The sequence below is a fragment of the Pantoea sp. V106_11 genome (assembly GCF_029967885.1).
GTDB classification, from domain to species: Bacteria; Pseudomonadota; Gammaproteobacteria; order Enterobacterales; family Enterobacteriaceae; genus Pantoea; species Pantoea ananatis.
The window spans coordinates 167,433-182,833 of sequence record NZ_JASCAK010000028.1; the positions used below are offsets into that span (position 1 = coordinate 167,433).

16 protein-coding genes and 1 tRNA gene are annotated in these 15,401 nt (G+C 45.0%); 13 read left to right on the forward strand and 4 right to left on the reverse strand.

Annotation, left to right across the window (positions count from 1 at the left end; genetic code table 11):
• Nucleotides 1–7 precede the first annotated feature (7 nt).
• Nucleotides 8–1,330, forward strand: coding sequence for a DUF2254 domain-containing protein (locus tag QLG08_RS11440; RefSeq protein ID WP_029569724.1), 1,323 nt, complete (start codon nt 8–10; stop codon nt 1,328–1,330).
• Here QLG08_RS11440 and lpxH read toward each other — a convergent pair.
• Both lpxH and ppiB read right to left on the reverse strand, forming a co-directional pair.
• Nucleotides 1,306–2,022, reverse strand: a complete 717-nt coding sequence (gene lpxH / locus QLG08_RS11445; RefSeq protein ID WP_282472918.1) for a UDP-2,3-diacylglucosamine diphosphatase — start codon at nt 2,020–2,022, stop codon at nt 1,306–1,308. The two genes, QLG08_RS11440 and lpxH, sit on opposite strands and share 25 nt — an antisense overlap.
• Nucleotides 2,022–2,516, reverse strand: a complete 495-nt coding sequence (gene ppiB, locus QLG08_RS11450; RefSeq protein WP_014593110.1) for a peptidylprolyl isomerase B — start codon at nt 2,514–2,516, stop codon at nt 2,022–2,024. The genes lpxH and ppiB overlap by 1 nt, the downstream gene beginning before the upstream one ends.
• 214 nt (nt 2,517–2,730) lie before the next feature.
• Between ppiB and cysS the strand changes: the two genes are divergently transcribed.
• The gene (cysS, locus tag QLG08_RS11455; protein WP_014606408.1) at nt 2,731–4,116 is read left to right on the forward strand and encodes a cysteine--tRNA ligase; all 1,386 of its coding nucleotides are present in this window, start codon (nt 2,731–2,733) and stop codon (nt 4,114–4,116) included.
• Nucleotides 4,117–4,158: 42 nt separating this feature from the next.
• The gene (locus QLG08_RS11460; protein ID WP_014593112.1) at nt 4,159–5,265 is read left to right on the forward strand and encodes an AAA family ATPase; all 1,107 of its coding nucleotides are present in this window, start codon (nt 4,159–4,161) and stop codon (nt 5,263–5,265) included.
• A 28-nt stretch (nt 5,266–5,293) separates the two neighbouring features.
• Here QLG08_RS11460 and ybcJ read toward each other — a convergent pair whose 3' ends face one another.
• Nucleotides 5,294–5,506 (reverse strand): ribosome-associated protein YbcJ, encoded by a 213-nt coding sequence (gene ybcJ, locus QLG08_RS11465; protein ID WP_013024949.1) that lies wholly within the window; start codon nt 5,504–5,506, stop codon nt 5,294–5,296.
• Nucleotides 5,506–6,372, reverse strand: coding sequence for a bifunctional methylenetetrahydrofolate dehydrogenase/methenyltetrahydrofolate cyclohydrolase FolD (gene folD, locus QLG08_RS11470; protein ID WP_014593113.1), 867 nt, complete (start codon nt 6,370–6,372; stop codon nt 5,506–5,508). Before folD ends, ybcJ begins: the two co-directional genes overlap by 1 nt.
• A gap of 174 nt (nt 6,373–6,546) precedes the next feature.
• On the opposite strand from folD, the gene QLG08_RS11475 reads away from it, so the two are divergent.
• The 10 genes from QLG08_RS11475 to QLG08_RS11520 all read left to right on the forward strand — a co-directional run bounded on the left by QLG08_RS11475 (nt 6,547) and on the right by QLG08_RS11520 (nt 15,333).
• Nucleotides 6,547–7,050, forward strand: coding sequence for a DUF1198 family protein (locus QLG08_RS11475; RefSeq protein WP_282472919.1), 504 nt, complete (start codon nt 6,547–6,549; stop codon nt 7,048–7,050).
• Nucleotides 7,051–7,144: 94 nt separating this feature from the next.
• Nucleotides 7,145–7,221: transfer RNA gene (locus QLG08_RS11480), tRNA-Arg, on the forward strand.
• Nucleotides 7,222–7,385: 164 nt separating this feature from the next.
• Nucleotides 7,386–8,588, forward strand: a complete 1,203-nt coding sequence (locus tag QLG08_RS11485; protein WP_282472920.1) for an integrase arm-type DNA-binding domain-containing protein — start codon at nt 7,386–7,388, stop codon at nt 8,586–8,588.
• A complete protein-coding gene (locus QLG08_RS11490) occupies nt 8,585–9,397 on the forward strand; it encodes a DUF6387 family protein (RefSeq protein WP_210453557.1) in 813 nt (270 codons plus the stop codon). Before QLG08_RS11485 ends, QLG08_RS11490 begins: the two co-directional genes overlap by 4 nt.
• A gap of 169 nt (nt 9,398–9,566) precedes the next feature.
• A complete protein-coding gene (locus tag QLG08_RS11495) occupies nt 9,567–9,779 on the forward strand; it encodes an AlpA family transcriptional regulator (protein ID WP_127833770.1) in 213 nt (70 codons plus the stop codon).
• A gap of 40 nt (nt 9,780–9,819) precedes the next feature.
• Entirely contained in the window at nt 9,820–10,443 is a 624-nt protein-coding gene (locus tag QLG08_RS11500) for a hypothetical protein (protein WP_210453558.1), read from the forward strand.
• A gap of 315 nt (nt 10,444–10,758) precedes the next feature.
• A complete protein-coding gene (locus QLG08_RS11505) occupies nt 10,759–11,979 on the forward strand; it encodes a site-specific integrase (protein WP_282472921.1) in 1,221 nt (406 codons plus the stop codon).
• Nucleotides 11,966–13,279, forward strand: a complete 1,314-nt coding sequence (locus tag QLG08_RS11510; RefSeq protein ID WP_282472922.1) for a site-specific integrase — start codon at nt 11,966–11,968, stop codon at nt 13,277–13,279. Before QLG08_RS11505 ends, QLG08_RS11510 begins: the two co-directional genes overlap by 14 nt.
• Nucleotides 13,276–14,907, forward strand: coding sequence for a DNA-binding protein (locus QLG08_RS11515; protein ID WP_282472923.1), 1,632 nt, complete (start codon nt 13,276–13,278; stop codon nt 14,905–14,907). The genes QLG08_RS11510 and QLG08_RS11515 overlap by 4 nt, the downstream gene beginning before the upstream one ends.
• Nucleotides 14,908–15,333, forward strand: a complete 426-nt coding sequence (locus QLG08_RS11520) for a hypothetical protein (RefSeq protein ID WP_282472924.1) — start codon at nt 14,908–14,910, stop codon at nt 15,331–15,333. It begins immediately after the preceding gene.
• Nucleotides 15,334–15,401 lie beyond the last annotated feature (68 nt).

The window sequence follows — 15,401 nt, forward strand, 5'->3', positions numbered from 1 at the left end:
GAACAGGATGATTTCACGCTGGCAACTGATTTTCAGACAAGCAGGCAGAAAACTGTGGTTCAGGGCAACTTTATTTGCCCTTGCTGCGGTTGTCAGCGCCCTGGCCTCCATTGTCTTTAAATCTGCAATTCCCCCCTCGGTTTCGGTAAAGGTGGGTGCTGACGCAGTGGACAATATCCTGAATATTCTGGCGTCCAGCATGCTGGCGGTCACCACGTTTTCCTTGAGTACGATGGTAACGGCGTTTGGTTCAGCAACTACCCATGTTACGCCGCGCGCCACGAAACTGGTCGTTGAAGACAGTACAACACAAAATGTTCTCGCGACCTTTATTGGCTCTTTCCTGTTTAGTCTGGTCGGCATCATCGCACTGAATATGGGGGCTTATGGTGAACAGGGGCGAGTGATCCTGTTTGCGGTCACGCTGGTGGTCATTGCATTAATTCTGGTGACGCTTCTGCGCTGGATTCACCATCTCACCTCGCTTGGCAGCGTAGATGAAACGACCTCACGTGTGGAACGCATGGCGCTTGAAGTTTTTAGCGCGCGTGCTCAATCCCCTTGTTTCGGCGCCAGGCCCTGGCGGGAAAGCGATCGTCAACCTGCGGGCACGTTTGCTGTTTATTCGGACGCTATTGGCTATGTTCAGCATATTGATATGGACAGGCTACATAAGGCGATCACAGACAGTCCTGTACATGTTTACCTGGTCGCACAACCCGGATTTTTTGTTCATCCCGCCCGCTCGGTCATGTATGTCACCCACGCCCTGTCTGCGGAGCAACGCAAACTGATGTTGTCTGCCCTGACAATAGCCGCGTCTCGCACTTTCGCCCAGGATCCACGTTTTTGCCTGTGTGTGATGGCAGAAATCGCCTCGCGTGCGCTGTCGCCTGCGACTAATGACCCTGGCACCGCCATCGATGTGATCGGGCGAGCCGTCAGAATACTCTCCTGCTTTGCACGCGAATGTGCGGCGCCAACGGTGATCTATCCCGCCATTCACGTCGCGCCCTTGTCAGTAGACGCATTATTCGATGATTTTTTCTCACCTGTCGCGCGAGACGGCGCGGCGATAAAAGAAGTGCAGTTACGGTTACTTAAGGCGCTGGGCATGTTGTCTGTCGCCTGGCCGGATGCGTACCAGGCTGCAGCGTTGCGTCATGCGCATGAAGCCATGGCATACCTGGCGCGGGAAGCGATCATCCAGACGGACAGAGCACGAATTGAGCGCACATGGCGTGAACAATTTGGTGCAGACTATCCCCATCCCTTCCTGGATGAGAAGCTAAGCGATTCGCCCTGTCAGAAGTCGAAATCGATCAGCTGAATGCCGCTGGCATCGAGTTGAATCATGGATCCCCGACTGTGCCAGGCCCCTAATACGGCACGCTGAGCGTTTACGCCATTCAGCGACAGATCGTGTATCGCGGGACGGTGCGTGTGCCCATGAATCAGCAGTGGCGCCTTATGCTGAAGCAGGGCATCGATCACGGCCTGTTGATTCACATCCATAATCTCCAGCGACTTATGCTGATTGGCCTGTTTACTGTTGGCGCGCATACGTTCTGCGATGCGTTTGCGAATAAACAGCGGTAACGCCAGGAACAGACGTTGAATCCAGGGATTGTGGACTTTAGCGCGGAACTGCAGGTAACCCACATCGTCGGTACACAGCGTATCGCCGTGCATAATCAGCACTCGATGGCCGTAAAGCGTCAGCACGCGCGCTTCAGGCAACAGCGTCATGCCGCTGGCGCGGGCGAAACGTTGACCGATTAAGAAATCGCGATTGCCATGAATAAAGTATACCGGAACAGGCACGGATCGCAGGGCATCAGCAACCTGTTGATGCAGGGGATTGGGATCGTCATCGCCTATCCAGGCTTCAAACAGATCGCCGAGAATATAGAGCGCGTCGCAGTGTGGGGCTTCGCGCTGTAAAAAATGCATAAAACCGGCGGTGATCGCCGGTTCTTCCTGACACAGATGAAGATCTGCGATAAACAGCGTGCGCGGCATTACTCGCTGACGGTCACTTTCTGGATCACAACGTCGTCTTTCGGCACGTCCTGATGCATACCGCTGCGGCCGGTTGAAACGGCTTTGATTTTCTCAACCACATCCATACCTTCAACCACTTCTGCAAACACACAGTAACCCCAGCCCTGCAGGCTTTCGTCACGAAAGTTCAGGAAGTCATTGTCAGCCACGTTAATGAAAAACTGTGCGGTCGCAGAGTGCGGGGCAGAAGTCCGCGCCATCGCCAGCGTACCTTTGGTGTTTTTCAGACCGTTGTTGGCTTCGTTACGGATCTCTTCTTTGGTGGCTTTCTGCTTCATGCCGGGTTCAAAACCGCCACCCTGAATCATAAAGCCGTTAATCACACGGTGAAAAATGGTGTTGTCGTAGAAACCTTCACGGCAGTAATCCAGGAAGTTCTTTACGGTTGCGGGCGCTTTGTCATCGAAGGTCTTGATCACGATATCGCCATGGTTAGTCTGGAAAGTTACCATTTTTTTCGTCCTGTAAAGGTTGTCGTCAGTAGCATAGGGTGCGCGGTTAGGGTGCACACGCCTTTTTCTCGAACGTTCTTATATCATAATTTCCGATAATACGTCAGCCAGGCTGCGCAGTTGGCTTGCTTTGCATCGCGTGACAGATAAAAATACGGCACAATATCAGGATACTTAAAACGGTGCGTTACGCACGCTTACTACGGAAACCCCAATGCTGAAGATTTATAACACCCTGAGTCGACAAAAAGAGGAATTTACCCCTATTCATGCTGGCAAAATCGGCATGTATGTCTGCGGCATCACGGTGTATGACCTCTGTCACATTGGGCACGGGCGCACGTTTGTGGCGTTTGATGTGGTATCGCGCTATCTGCGTTACGTCGGTTTTGACGTAAATTACGTGCGCAATATTACCGATATCGACGACAAAATTATCAAGCGTGCCAACGAGAACGGCGAGAGCATCGAAACCCTGACCAATCGCATGATTGCCGAGATGCACAGCGATTTTGATGCGCTGGGCATTTTGCCGCCAGATCGGGAACCGCGCGCCACGCGCCATATTCCGGAAATCGTCGAGCTGGTGGAAAAGCTGATTGCCCGCGGTCATGCCTATGTGGCGGAAAACGGCGATGTCATGTTTGATGTGCTGAGCGATGTGGATTACGGTGCGCTGTCGCGTCAGGATCTGGACCAGCTTCAGGCCGGCGCCCGCGTTGAAGTGGCGGATGTGAAGCGTAATCCCATGGATTTCGTGCTGTGGAAGATGTCTAAAGCGGACGAACCCTCATGGCCTTCACCGTGGGGCCAGGGGCGCCCGGGCTGGCATATTGAGTGTTCAGCCATGAACTGCAAACAGCTTGGCGCGCATTTCGACATCCACGGCGGCGGATCTGACCTGATGTTCCCACATCACGAAAACGAAATCGCCCAGTCTACCTGCGCCCATGATGGTCCCTATGTGAACTACTGGATGCATTCAGGCATGGTGATGATCGATCGTGAGAAGATGTCGAAGTCGCTGAATAACTTTTTCACCGTGCGCGACGTACTGCAGCATTATGATGCCGAAACCGTGCGCTATTTCCTGATGTCCGGCCACTATCGTAGCCAGCTTAACTATGGCGAAGATAACCTGAACCAGGCACGTGCGGCGCTGGAACGTCTTTATACCGCGCTGCGACATACCGATCGCAACGCGGTTGCCGACGGCGGTGAAGCCTTCGAGGCCCGTTTCCGCGAGGCGATGGACGATGATTTTAACACTCCGGAAGCCTATTCCGTGCTGTTCGACATGGCGCGTGAAGTGAACCGTCTCAAAGGCGAAGACATGACGGCAGCCAATGCGCTGGCGGCAAAGCTACGTGAAATTGCCAACGTGCTGGGCATTCTGCAGCAGGAGCCAGAAGTGTTTCTGCAAAGCAGTGCGCAGGGCAACGATGAAGAAGTGGCAGAAATCGAACGCTGGGTGAAAGCCCGTGCCGACGCACGCGCGGCAAAAGACTGGGCGCAGGCTGATGTAGCCCGCGACAAGCTGAACGCGCTTGGCGTGATTGTCGAAGATGGCCCTCAGGGCTCCAGCTGGCGACGTAAATAACGGGCAACACAGGAGAGGGCGAGTCATCGCCCTTTTTTGTTTATGACGATAAAACAGATTCACCTTCGCGGTTTCCGCTCTGTACGCGATCTGACCCTGCCGCTTCAGCAACTGAACGTGGTAAGCGGGCCTAATGGCTGTGGTAAATCCAACCTGTATAAGGCCGTGCGCCTGCTGCACGAGGCCGCGAATGGTCGCCTGGCGTTAGCGCTGGCAGAAGAGGGCGGCATTCAAAAAGTCATGTGGGCAGGGGAACTGCATCGCAGCGCTCGTCGTCAGGATGCCAGCCGACTCATCCTCTCGGTCCTGATGGACGACATGGATTTTGAGCTTGCGGTGGGGTTTCCTCAGAAGCTTGAGACCAGCCTGTTTAACCTCGATCCGCTGGTCAAAGAAGAACGTATCTGGCTGAGTGGTCAGCAGCGGCGTCCCTCTTCCTGCATCATGCAGCGCACGAACCAGACCGCCTTTTTGCATAATGTAGAAGGGGAGCGCGTAAGCTATCCCGCCGTATTGCATCCCGAAGAGTCCCTGTTTGGTCAGCTCGGTGAGCCGCACCGCTATCCCGAGCTTTCTCAGATGCGTGAACGTCTGCGCCAGTGGCGCTTCTATCACGAGTTTGCCGTCTGGCCCGGTTCGCCGATTCGTGCGCCGCAAATTGGCGTGCGCGCGCCCATTCTGGCGCACGATGGCGCTAACCTCGCGGCGGCATGGGCAACCATTGTCGAGCGGGGTCATCATGAGCTGCTCTACAAGGTGACAGCGAAAGCCTTCCCTGATACCGAATTTCAGGTGGATGTCCAGAACGGCCGTTTCCAGATGCTGATGCGGCGACAGGGCATTATGCGCCCGCTGGAAAGCGCCGAGTTCTCTGACGGGACGCTGCGCTTTCTGTGCCTCGTGGTTGCACTGCTCAGCCCCCGCCCGCCTGCCTTTATGGCGCTCAACGAACCCGAGAACAGCCTGCATGAGGATTTGCTCCCGGCGCTTGCGGCGCTGATTGCTGAAGCCAGCCAGTTTAGTCAGCTGTGGATCACCAGTCACTCACCGAAGCTGGCCGCACTGATTGCGCAGCATGCAGAAGTGAATCACATTGAGCTGGAGCAGATTAACGGGGAAACGCGGATAGTTGGGGAAGAAAGGATTTAAGGTGCCCCGGGCACAGGGCACCTGACGATCAGGCAACGACAGTGATGCGCTGTCCGGCAAACTCCACCGTTTGCCCCTGAACGATTTTGCAGCGCTTACGGGTTTCAACTTCCCCATCCACCCGCACTTCACCTTCACTAATCACGACTTTGGCCTGCGCGCCGCTTTCCACCCAACCTTCCAGTTTCAGCAGATCGCAGAGATCAACGTGTGGAAATTTACCTAAAGAAAACGTCGCCATTATGCCTGCTCTCCATCGTGAAACTCTTCACATGCCTGTAAGGTATTTTCGATTAAGGTTGCGACCGTCATCGGCCCAACGCCGCCGGGAACGGGCGTGATATAAGCGGCACGCTCAGCGGCGGCATCAAAATCCACATCACCGACGACTTTGCCGCTTTCCAGACGGTTAATCCCGACGTCGATAACAATAGCGCCCGGCTTAATCCAGTCACCTGGAATAAAGTTGGGTTTGCCTACCGCGACGATCAGCAGATCGGCGTGCTCAACGTGATGGCGCAGATCGCGGGTAAAGCGGTGCGTTACGGTCGTGGTGCAGCCCGCTAACAGCAGCTCCATGCTCATTGGACGCCCCACAATGTTCGAGGCGCCCACCACGACGGCATTCAGGCCGTAGGCATCAATGTTGTAGCGCTCCAGCAGCGTGACGATGCCGCGTGGTGTACAAGGGCGCAGCTTTGGTGCGCGCTGGCACAGGCGACCGACATTATAGGGATGGAAGCCGTCTACGTCTTTATCGGGCGTAATGCGCTCCAGGATTTTGACGTTATCAATGCCTGCCGGGAGCGGCAGCTGCACCAGAATGCCGTCAATCTCGTTGTCGCTGTTAAGTTTATCGATCAGCTGCAGCAACTCGGCTTCGCTGGTGGTGGCGGGCAGATCGTAAGAGCGGGAGATAAAGCCCACTTCTTCACAGGCACGACGCTTACTGCCGACGTAGATCTGCGATGCAGGGTTTTCACCCACCAGAACGACTGCCAGACCCGGAGCACGTTTACCGGCTGCCAGACGTTGCTTCACTTTTTCTGCAACCTCAAGCCGTACCTGCTGCGCAATCGTTTTACCGTCAATAATTTTTGCTGCCATCAGAGCGTAAATCCACTGTGTTGAGTTTAAGTCGGGAATGGCGCCTATTTTGTCAGAAGCACGTCCGGCTGTCAGGTAGAGATTCTTGCAGCAGGTTGGTTTACGACATTTCGCCGTGACGAAAGTGTGGGTTAACGCTTATGATGCCAGACAGGGACCTTACTGGATGACGTGATGATTTGGTTAATGCTTGCCACTCTGGCTGTTGTATTTGTTGTAGGATTTCAGTTGCTGACCGCCGGTTCACGCCATGCCGCACAGGCACTCAGCAAGCGCCTGCTACTGCCGCCGGTTCATATTGAATCGATGTTGTCGCAGATGGGTAAAGAGGCGGCGAAAGAGTTTACTGATTACATCGCGGGTGATAACGAAGCGCACTTAAACAACGGCGCGGCAGTTTTGCTGATTTGGCAGGTGCTGATTGTGGATGGCAGCGATGAAAATACCTGGCGCTGGCACAGCGTGCTAACCCGGGCAGGTTTCTCTGCCACGCTTACCCGACAGCAACTGTTGCTGGCACTGGGCTTTTTGCGCCAGTTAGAGCCCGACAGCCAGGAGCTGAATGCGCTTCGCGAGCAATACAACGCGCGCGTAACGCAGCAGGGCGTTGAGCTGGAAGGGGAAACGACAGAAGCAAGCAATCTGGTCTCCCTCAGCGCCTGGCGCGACCGTCATTAGCGCAAATTGGTTATTACCTGGGCACTCGCCGCCCCTCAGCGGCAAAAACGTTGACGTAACAGCGTTCAACCGTATAATTCGACCCAACCTCTCCGCGCCCTTAGCTCAGCTGGATAGAGCACCGGCCTTCTAAGCCGTAGGTCACAGGTTCGAATCCTGTAGGGCGCGCCACTTTCTCTTCTGTTTGCATCTCTTAAAGTCTACTTTTCCCTTAAAAATCAGAATATAAATCTTTTAACTGGTCCGTCTTGGTCCAAGGTCACCTATTGCGTTCTTATCCAATATGGGGGCACGATAGGGGGCATCGACAGGTTCAATGGAAATGATGCCCCCAAATGAAGCTAACAGCCCGACAAATCGACTCTGCGAAGCCAAAAGAAAAGTCATACAAACTTTCCGATGGTGGTGGTATGTATCTTGAAATATTTCCAAACGGAGCCAAAAGCTGGAGACTCAAATACCGTATAGCTGGTAAAGAGAAGCGGGTAGTGTTTGGGACATATCCGTTACTGAGCCTCGCAGAAGCCAGACAGAAACGCTCAGAAGCTAAGAAGCTTCTGTTGGAAGGCGGAGACCCGAGTCAGCAGAAGCAGGATATCAAGGCTGCAAAAATTTTGGCTGTTAATAACAGCTTTGAGCTTATCGCTCTTGAATGGCATGAGCACAAGAAACCATCATGGTCAAAAGGTTATGCTTCAGACATCCTGGAATACCTGAAGAAGGATATTTTTCCTCACATTGGTAAAAGACCTATTGCAGACATTAATGCAAAAGAGATGCTCGATGTTTTTCGCAAGATGGAGAAACGGGGAGTTCTGGATAAGCTAAAGAAAACTCGTCAGGCATGTCGCCAGATTTTTACCTATGCAGTGATTTCTGACAGGGCTGGGCACAATCCCGTATCAGATTTAGTCGGTGTGCTCAAAGCACCAAAGCAAAAACATTTTCCACATTTGTCAGTAACAGAACTGGGCGAGTTTCAGAGACAACTGGAGCAATATTCTGGTAGCAAAATCACCCAAATAGCTACTCAGCTTCTCATGCTAACTGGATTGAGGACGATTGAGCTTCGCTCAGCAGAATGGACCGAGATAGATTTCGAAAAACGTCTTTGGCAGATTCCTGTTGCTCGCATGAAAATGAAAAGACCACATATGGTGCCTTTATCTGATCAAGCTCTCAAGCTTCTTGAAGAGTTAAGAGTGATTACTGGCGGATTCAGATTTATTTTTCCCGGCAGAAATGACTCACGAAAAAGCATGAGTGAAGCCAGTATCAATCAGGTAATCAAAAAGATCGGCTATGCAGGAAGGGCTACAGGACATGGCTTTCGACATACTCTAAGCACGATCTTGCATGAGCAAGGTTTTGATAGTGCATGGATTGAGACACAGCTTGCTCATGCCGACAGAAATACTATTCGTGGCACCTACAACCATGCTCAATATCTGGATGGGCGTCGTGAAATGATGCAATGGTATGCCGACTATCTCAATAAATTAAAAAATGAATCTAAGCTCGGAAAGGTGAAGTCATGAAGGTGAACGAGATCAACATAGAGCTTCAGTCATGGTTCAACATTGAAAATTATCAGGATGTAGAAAAATTATCTTTGAGGGAGTTTTATAAAGAATTTCAAGTCAGGAGAAATATATTTGAAGGAATGGATTTCTTTGAAGGAGATGATACTACATTCGAAATGATCTTAGATGGAAAACCCTTAATCAGTCAAACAATGAATGTGGGTGAATTATCTAACTATAATAACAGCCATATTCATCAGGTAAGTTTTAGACATATTGAAAGTTTAAAGAGAACACTTGAGTGTTTTGCTTCTGATTCTTTTGTAAAAGGAACGGGAGAGCTTAAAAAAGAAATCAAGTATCAGCCAATAACTTCTATTATGAAAGATGTAATAAGAAAGGATAGTGATAATAGGCTGTTCATATCATTCGACATTAAAAATTCCTCTGATGAAGAAATTATAAATGCACTAAAAGTTATGCTTCCTGTTTGGAGGGACGATTATCAGGTCAAGGAAAACAAAATTGAAAAATTTGGATTGGCTAAAATCATCAAGCTTATAGATTATCGAATACTACCCATGATGGACTTACTTCTGTGGGCCAAGTTTAAAAAAATAGCCTTAACGAATACCGTTCTATCAAGGATTCTTTACCCAAGATTAACAGATGAGATTCGAGGAGAAGAACAACTTAAGGAAACTGATCGTCCTTTAGCTGAGAAAGCCTTGTCTGGAGAGACATGCAAAAGCATTGAGAATTTTATAAATAAAAACAATCATATGGAGGTAATTGCTCTTAGTGGACTCAGAAGTTTACTGTAAGGGATTTCATGTTTAACTTAAATTTGCAAGTGGGAGATGAAATTAATTTTTTTCCTCTCCCTTTTTTCCAAGCGATTAACGCATAGAATTCTATATACCAAAACTCCCTTCAATAGCCTATCTGCTGGGTATTAGTATCAACTCTTCGAACAGACGAGGAGATACAATCATGAACACATCTACTACACAAACCACTCGACTCATCCGCTTACCTGAAGTCCTACATAAAACAGGTTACAAGAAAGCATGGATTTACCGATTGATTTCTGAAAATAGATTCCCCAAACCTATCAAATTAGGTTCGAGAGCTGTGGCTTTTATTGAGGCGGAGATCGATCAGTGGGTTTCTGACACCATCAACAATTCGAGAAAAGCTGGATAGTAAGTATTCAGATAAACAACAACGACAAAGTGAGGACAATGTGGAAATCAAAGAATTCATGAATATTGGGAGCCTTTCTCGGCTTGTGAGTCAAAAAACTTTTGATAAGATTTTTGATGCTGAAGCTATCAGGTTATTACCTATGAATACATTGAGTAAGAAATCTGTGGCCTGTTTAAGCTATTACCTCGAAGATAGCGAATACAATCCATTTCAGTTTTTACCTGAGTTAGATGAAGAGAGCCGAAACTATATCTATGAAACCATACTGTCAGTGGTCAAATGTAATGAGCTACTCAGAGGGTTATCAAAGAAAATCACACAGAATGAAATTAATATCGCTGTAAAAAAGACTGAAAAGGGCGAAGACTATGTGTTGCTATGTAGCTTAAGTGTGCAAAAAGGGATGCTAGACCATTATGTGAAAACAATGCCGGATCTTCTGCCAGATGAAGATTCATTTATGACAGATGATATTGAACTTCTTAAGCTAAGCACTGAAGATATAACAAGAATTTTGCTGTGTGACATGTTGGAAAGAGAAGCTTTGATAATTCATATTGGAGATGAACTCCGCAGTAAAGCTAAAGTTATTCAAGAGGAATACTGGAACGAAGTAGAAAGTATTTACAATGGACGAACAACAATACAAATTACTATTTAAAATATCATCATTTTAAAAATGTAAAGTTTTAAGATTAAAAAATAGTAAAATTTAACGGAATACTTTACAAATTATTTTTTGGTGCCGCTGTATTACTTATGCAATAAGGCTTTATTAGTTTTTCTTCTTGAATCGGGTATGACTACCAGGAACTAGCCGTACTGGTTTCTTTCACGTGAAAGAAATTTTTTTAAGTATCTAAATGGATTATAAATAAATCCAAAAATAACAAAATAAAATTGCAAAGTTTAAATCGATAAAATAATGATAAGCCGTAGTGATTACTAAATGTAAAGTTTTCGGAGGGTTATTATAATGTCATTCAAAATAAAAAAATTTGTTATGAGCAATGGAGAACGCGGTTGCTTAATTCTCAACAAAGAAACACTGCTACCAGTTTACTATCAGAACCTATATCTCACAACTAATGTCAGGAACAGAAGTGCGACTGCATCTACGATGGAGATAGTCGCAACGAATCTACTTATCCTTAGCAATTTTATGGAAAGTAGGAAAATCAACATCATTGATAGGATTGAAACCAAGCGGTTCCTAAGTGTAGCCGAAGTCGATGACCTGATACGGTATGCAAAGCAAAGATTCGATCAACAAAAAATTACGAATGTAAGATTACTAAAAGGAAAGCAGATTGCTACAAGAACTTTTAGTTACAGGATACACGTTTTTTCAAGCTATCTAAATTGGTTGTGCGGATTGATCCATTCTATGAAGGGAATCCATGCCAGATATGAAGTCGAAAGTTTTATTGAAAGCATAAAGGCGCACATCCCGCGAAATCGCTCACTCAGCATCAATGACAGAACTGACAAATCGATAAGTGAAGAACAAATAAAAACTCTGTTTAAGCTGTTGGAAGTCGGAGGGAATCAAAACCCTTTTCAGAAGGAGGTTCAAGTCAGGAACCGGCTCATTTTCACCTTGCTACTGAATTGTGGGTTGAGAGCAGGTGAATTACTAAACCTTAAAGTAAATGATCTAAATCTTAGAAAAAACACACTGAGTATCTTCAGAAGACATGACTGCATTGAAGACCGGAGGCTGAATCAGCCATTAGTTAAAACTGGCGAAAGGATAATCCCATTATCAGATGAGTTAGCGATGGAAATTTTCGATTACATACAAACTTGTAGAAGTAAAACCACTAAAAAGAAAAAACATGACTTCCTGTTTGTAACTCACAGCGCAGGTAAAACGGTAGGAGAACCATTATCTGTTTCAGCATATGAGAAAATAATTTCAACTATTAAAAAAGCAAGCCCGGAATTAAAGAGTTTATCGGGGCATAGATTGAGGCATTCATGGAACTATTTCTATTCAAATGAAATTGATAGTTCAAATTTGGATATCAGTCGAAAATCAGGATTGAGATGCTATCTCATGGGGTGGTCAAAAGATTCTAAAATGTCAGAAAACTATAATTCCAAACATATATCAGAAAAAGAAAAGGAAATTATTGGAAGAGTTTATGAATCTTTGAAAAAGATAACTGAGGGTCAATATAATGGAAACATGTAATCTAAGAAAAGAGAATCTGATTTTTGCAACGATGCAAGGGTATAGTTTCAAGCTTTCTGATATCAAATGGCAATTAGATAAAGAGACTTGTATTTTTCCACATAAGATTGCCGACAAAATGCCAGAGTCGATGCGTATTGGTTACCTTACTACCTTGGCATACTTTTCGGCTGAATACAGTGCAGGTTACACAAAAAACATAAACCAGATTTTTAGTCAATGGTTAGGGATGATAGACCTTAAGACGATAGATGCTAATGCGGTTTATCAATTTAATGTTAGTTTAGGCCCTGAGAAAAACTACAAACTAAATTCTATAAAGAAATTTCTAACGAAGTGGAAAAAGCTCGGTTATGTAGGAGTTGAAGCTTCAGCTTTAACAATGCTGGGAAAAATAAAAATCAAAACTAATTTGACAGGAGAAGCCGTCAAACGAAGAGATCCAAATAGTGGACCGCTAACTGGAGAAGAACTGGAGTTCATTCTTGAGAGTATCAGCAATTTGTTGAAAGAAGATAAAGTCCCCATGTATCTTTATTGCTATGTCATTCTTTTAGCAACAACGGGAAGGAGGCCTTTACAGTTAACCTCCTTAAAAGCGAAAGATCTCATCAGAACGGGAGAAGGTTGGTTTCTAAACATACCGAAAGTAAAACAAAGGAAGGACTTTAGAAGTGAGTTTAGCTTGATAAGTATCGATGACTGCCTTTATGAGAAACTAACAACCTTGATTGATATGAATCAAAAATATATCGAAGATAGTATTAATCAGAAGATTAATCATATAAAAAATAAATTACCTATATTCATGGACTACAAAAAAACCGTATCAATTCAGTCTGGCCAAAGTTTAGATACCATTATCGCAACTGATTTTTTACATATGAAGAATTCATTTATCTCTAAAGAATTAGATAAAATCACCACTAAATTTAATATCAAGTCATCAAGAACCCATAATCCTATAAAACTGAATGCAAGACGATTCAGGTATACCCTTGGATCTCGTTTAGCAAAAGAAGGAGCCTCGGTTGAAGTGATCGCTAAAGCATTAGACCATAAATCTATTAACTCATCAGGAATATATGTAAAAAATAGCCCAGACAATGTTCACGATATTGATATGAAACTTCATTCATTTTTTGAACATCTATCGAAGATATTTCAGGGTATCGATAGCACACAGAACAAGAAGCTCTTTACAGAATATGTTTTAAATTCTTTTGGATTCACTGATTGTAAACACGAACACATAGAGTGTTTTACCTGCAAAAACTTTAGAGCCTGGAGTTCAGAATGACCAATGTTATTTTATTCGAGCCAATAAATACTAATAATCCATCATTAAATGTTGAAGGTTTTATTGAGTTTTGTAAGAGTAATATATTCAACTCAAAGTTAGCGATTACATGGGAAAGCCATGTATGGAAGGGATGTTACAGATTCAACAAGTTTGATATCAAAAATAATCGAAATACCAAAGATAGATTAGATGATATTTTCATTGGTTTTGCTAAAGCTTATATGTTCCATACTCATTCGTTTAACAAGTCAAAGTTAAACCACAATACTTTGGCAATGTTGAAGATCGTTGAGTTTGTGTTATTGAAATCATACGGTGAAGCTAATGTAGTCAAGTGTAATAATAACATTTTTGATGAGTGTGTAAGAGTAGCAACGGCTAAATATACGAAATTAACAGCAGTTGGAATTGGTAAGGAACTTGAGAAACTATGTTTATTTTTGAGTGAAAACAGGATGACAAGCTCATCATACTTTTTTTGGGTTAATCCGTTAAGGCATAAAATAACTCAAAGTTGGCAAGGTTATGAACCTTCGCTGGAAGGGCACTCAAAATTACCAGATATAAAATCCGTCATAGCCATTGCAGAGATTTTCTCAAAAGATGAAAGCCAACTGTCTGTGAGGGACATCTTCACAACGTCTGTTCTTGCACTACTGATGTGTGCACCAGGACGAATCTCGGAAATTTTAAGCCTTCCTGCGGATTGTGCGATTACAGAGCATGATGAGAACGGCATTGAACGATATGGTTTAAGGTTTTTTTCAGCGAAGGGGTATGCTGGAGACATCAAATGGATTCCTTCAGTAATGGTCCCTGTAGCTAAAAAGGCCATAGCTCGGTTGAGAAAGTTGTCCACCCATCCAAGGTTTGTTGCAAAAACGATGGAAGGGAAGGTTCCTGAGTCATCCAGACATGAACTCTTTAGTAAAAAGCCTAAAAATTTTCCCTGGTATGATGAAGAGAAAAAAATCAAATATTCAAATGCTTTGTGTCTTTTATTTGAGGGGCAATTATGTAAGAAAACGAGCAATCATTTGGCACCTTTGTTCAGACCCACTGCTCAGTTTTTTGGACTGGATATTGATGCCTTTGCGAGTATCAAAGGCACTACAAACCTGTTTAAAAGACATGGTTATGTTAACGAAGATGGTAGCACATATTCGCTTAGAACTCATCAGTTAAGACATCTACTCAATACGTTTGCTCAAATCAATGGGATGGACGAATTTAGCATCGCCAGATGGTCTGGAAGGAAGCTGGTCTCACAAAATGTCTCCTATGATCACCGATCACACTTACAAATGATCAATCTCATGAAAGATAAAAATTCAATCGGAGCCGGTAATAGCCATAGGAAAAAAGAAATAGCTGTTATGGACATAACTGAATTCGATGTATTGAATGATGGAGCTGTGCTCGTCACTAAGCATGGCTACTGCAAGCACTCATATGTTTTTGAGCCTTGTAGTTATTATCCCTTACAAGACTCTGGAACGGATGATGGCCAACTAATGATGATACACACTAAAATTTTTGAAAAAACCAATTATGATAAAAGTGATGGGAATGTTAATGCTGATAAATGGTATAAATTTCAAACTAAAATAATAAAAGGAGAATAAATGGCTAAACATATTACTTGTTACGATGAAAAATTGATAATGAAAGTTATTAATACCTGGAATGACGATGAGAAGCTGACTTGGGAGGCTTTATGCGACCAGTTGATAAAGATCATTGGGAAGAGACCTTCGAGGCAATCTTTAAGTTGTCATGTTAAAATTGCGGATTGTTTTAATTCAAAAAAGGAGCTTCTCAAGTCTGGTGTGAAAGAAACATGTGCGGTTAAACCTGCTAATTTGAAGATTGCTTGTCAGAGAATAAAAAGGCTCGAAACTGAAAACGAAGCTTTGATAGCATTGAATAACAAATATTTAGAGCAGTTTAAGATATGGCTATATAATTCTCACTTAAAGCAAATAACAGTCGATGAGCTTAATCGTCCGTTACCTAAAAAAGATATTCAAATAGAAAATGATAGGTTTTAGCTATTGACATGATTGAATATTATGATATTTCTTTAAATGTCAGGATGACATTCACAACAGCAAGGATG

Excerpts from the sequence above, each read along its gene's own strand:
- QLG08_RS11440 (WP_029569724.1), top strand. The coding sequence starts at position 8 with ATGATTTCACGCTGGCAACTGATTTTCAGACAAGCAGGCAGAAAACTG.
- lpxH (WP_282472918.1), bottom strand. The coding sequence starts at position 2,022 with ATGCCGCGCACGCTGTTTATCGCAGATCTTCATCTGTGTCAGGAAGAA.
- ppiB (WP_014593110.1), bottom strand. The coding sequence starts at position 2,516 with ATGGTAACTTTCCAGACTAACCATGGCGATATCGTGATCAAGACCTTC.
- cysS (WP_014606408.1), top strand. The coding sequence starts at position 2,731 with ATGCTGAAGATTTATAACACCCTGAGTCGACAAAAAGAGGAATTTACC.
- QLG08_RS11460 (WP_014593112.1), top strand. The coding sequence starts at position 4,159 with ATGACGATAAAACAGATTCACCTTCGCGGTTTCCGCTCTGTACGCGAT.
- ybcJ (WP_013024949.1), bottom strand. The coding sequence starts at position 5,506 with ATGGCGACGTTTTCTTTAGGTAAATTTCCACACGTTGATCTCTGCGAT.
- folD (WP_014593113.1), bottom strand. The coding sequence starts at position 6,372 with ATGGCAGCAAAAATTATTGACGGTAAAACGATTGCGCAGCAGGTACGG.
- QLG08_RS11475 (WP_282472919.1), top strand. The coding sequence starts at position 6,547 with ATGATTTGGTTAATGCTTGCCACTCTGGCTGTTGTATTTGTTGTAGGA.
- QLG08_RS11485 (WP_282472920.1), top strand. The coding sequence starts at position 7,386 with ATGAAGCTAACAGCCCGACAAATCGACTCTGCGAAGCCAAAAGAAAAG.
- QLG08_RS11490 (WP_210453557.1), top strand. The coding sequence starts at position 8,585 with ATGAAGGTGAACGAGATCAACATAGAGCTTCAGTCATGGTTCAACATT.
- QLG08_RS11495 (WP_127833770.1), top strand. The coding sequence starts at position 9,567 with ATGAACACATCTACTACACAAACCACTCGACTCATCCGCTTACCTGAA.
- QLG08_RS11505 (WP_282472921.1), top strand. The coding sequence starts at position 10,759 with ATGTCATTCAAAATAAAAAAATTTGTTATGAGCAATGGAGAACGCGGT.
- QLG08_RS11510 (WP_282472922.1), top strand. The coding sequence starts at position 11,966 with ATGGAAACATGTAATCTAAGAAAAGAGAATCTGATTTTTGCAACGATG.
- QLG08_RS11515 (WP_282472923.1), top strand. The coding sequence starts at position 13,276 with ATGACCAATGTTATTTTATTCGAGCCAATAAATACTAATAATCCATCA.
- QLG08_RS11520 (WP_282472924.1), top strand. The coding sequence starts at position 14,908 with ATGGCTAAACATATTACTTGTTACGATGAAAAATTGATAATGAAAGTT.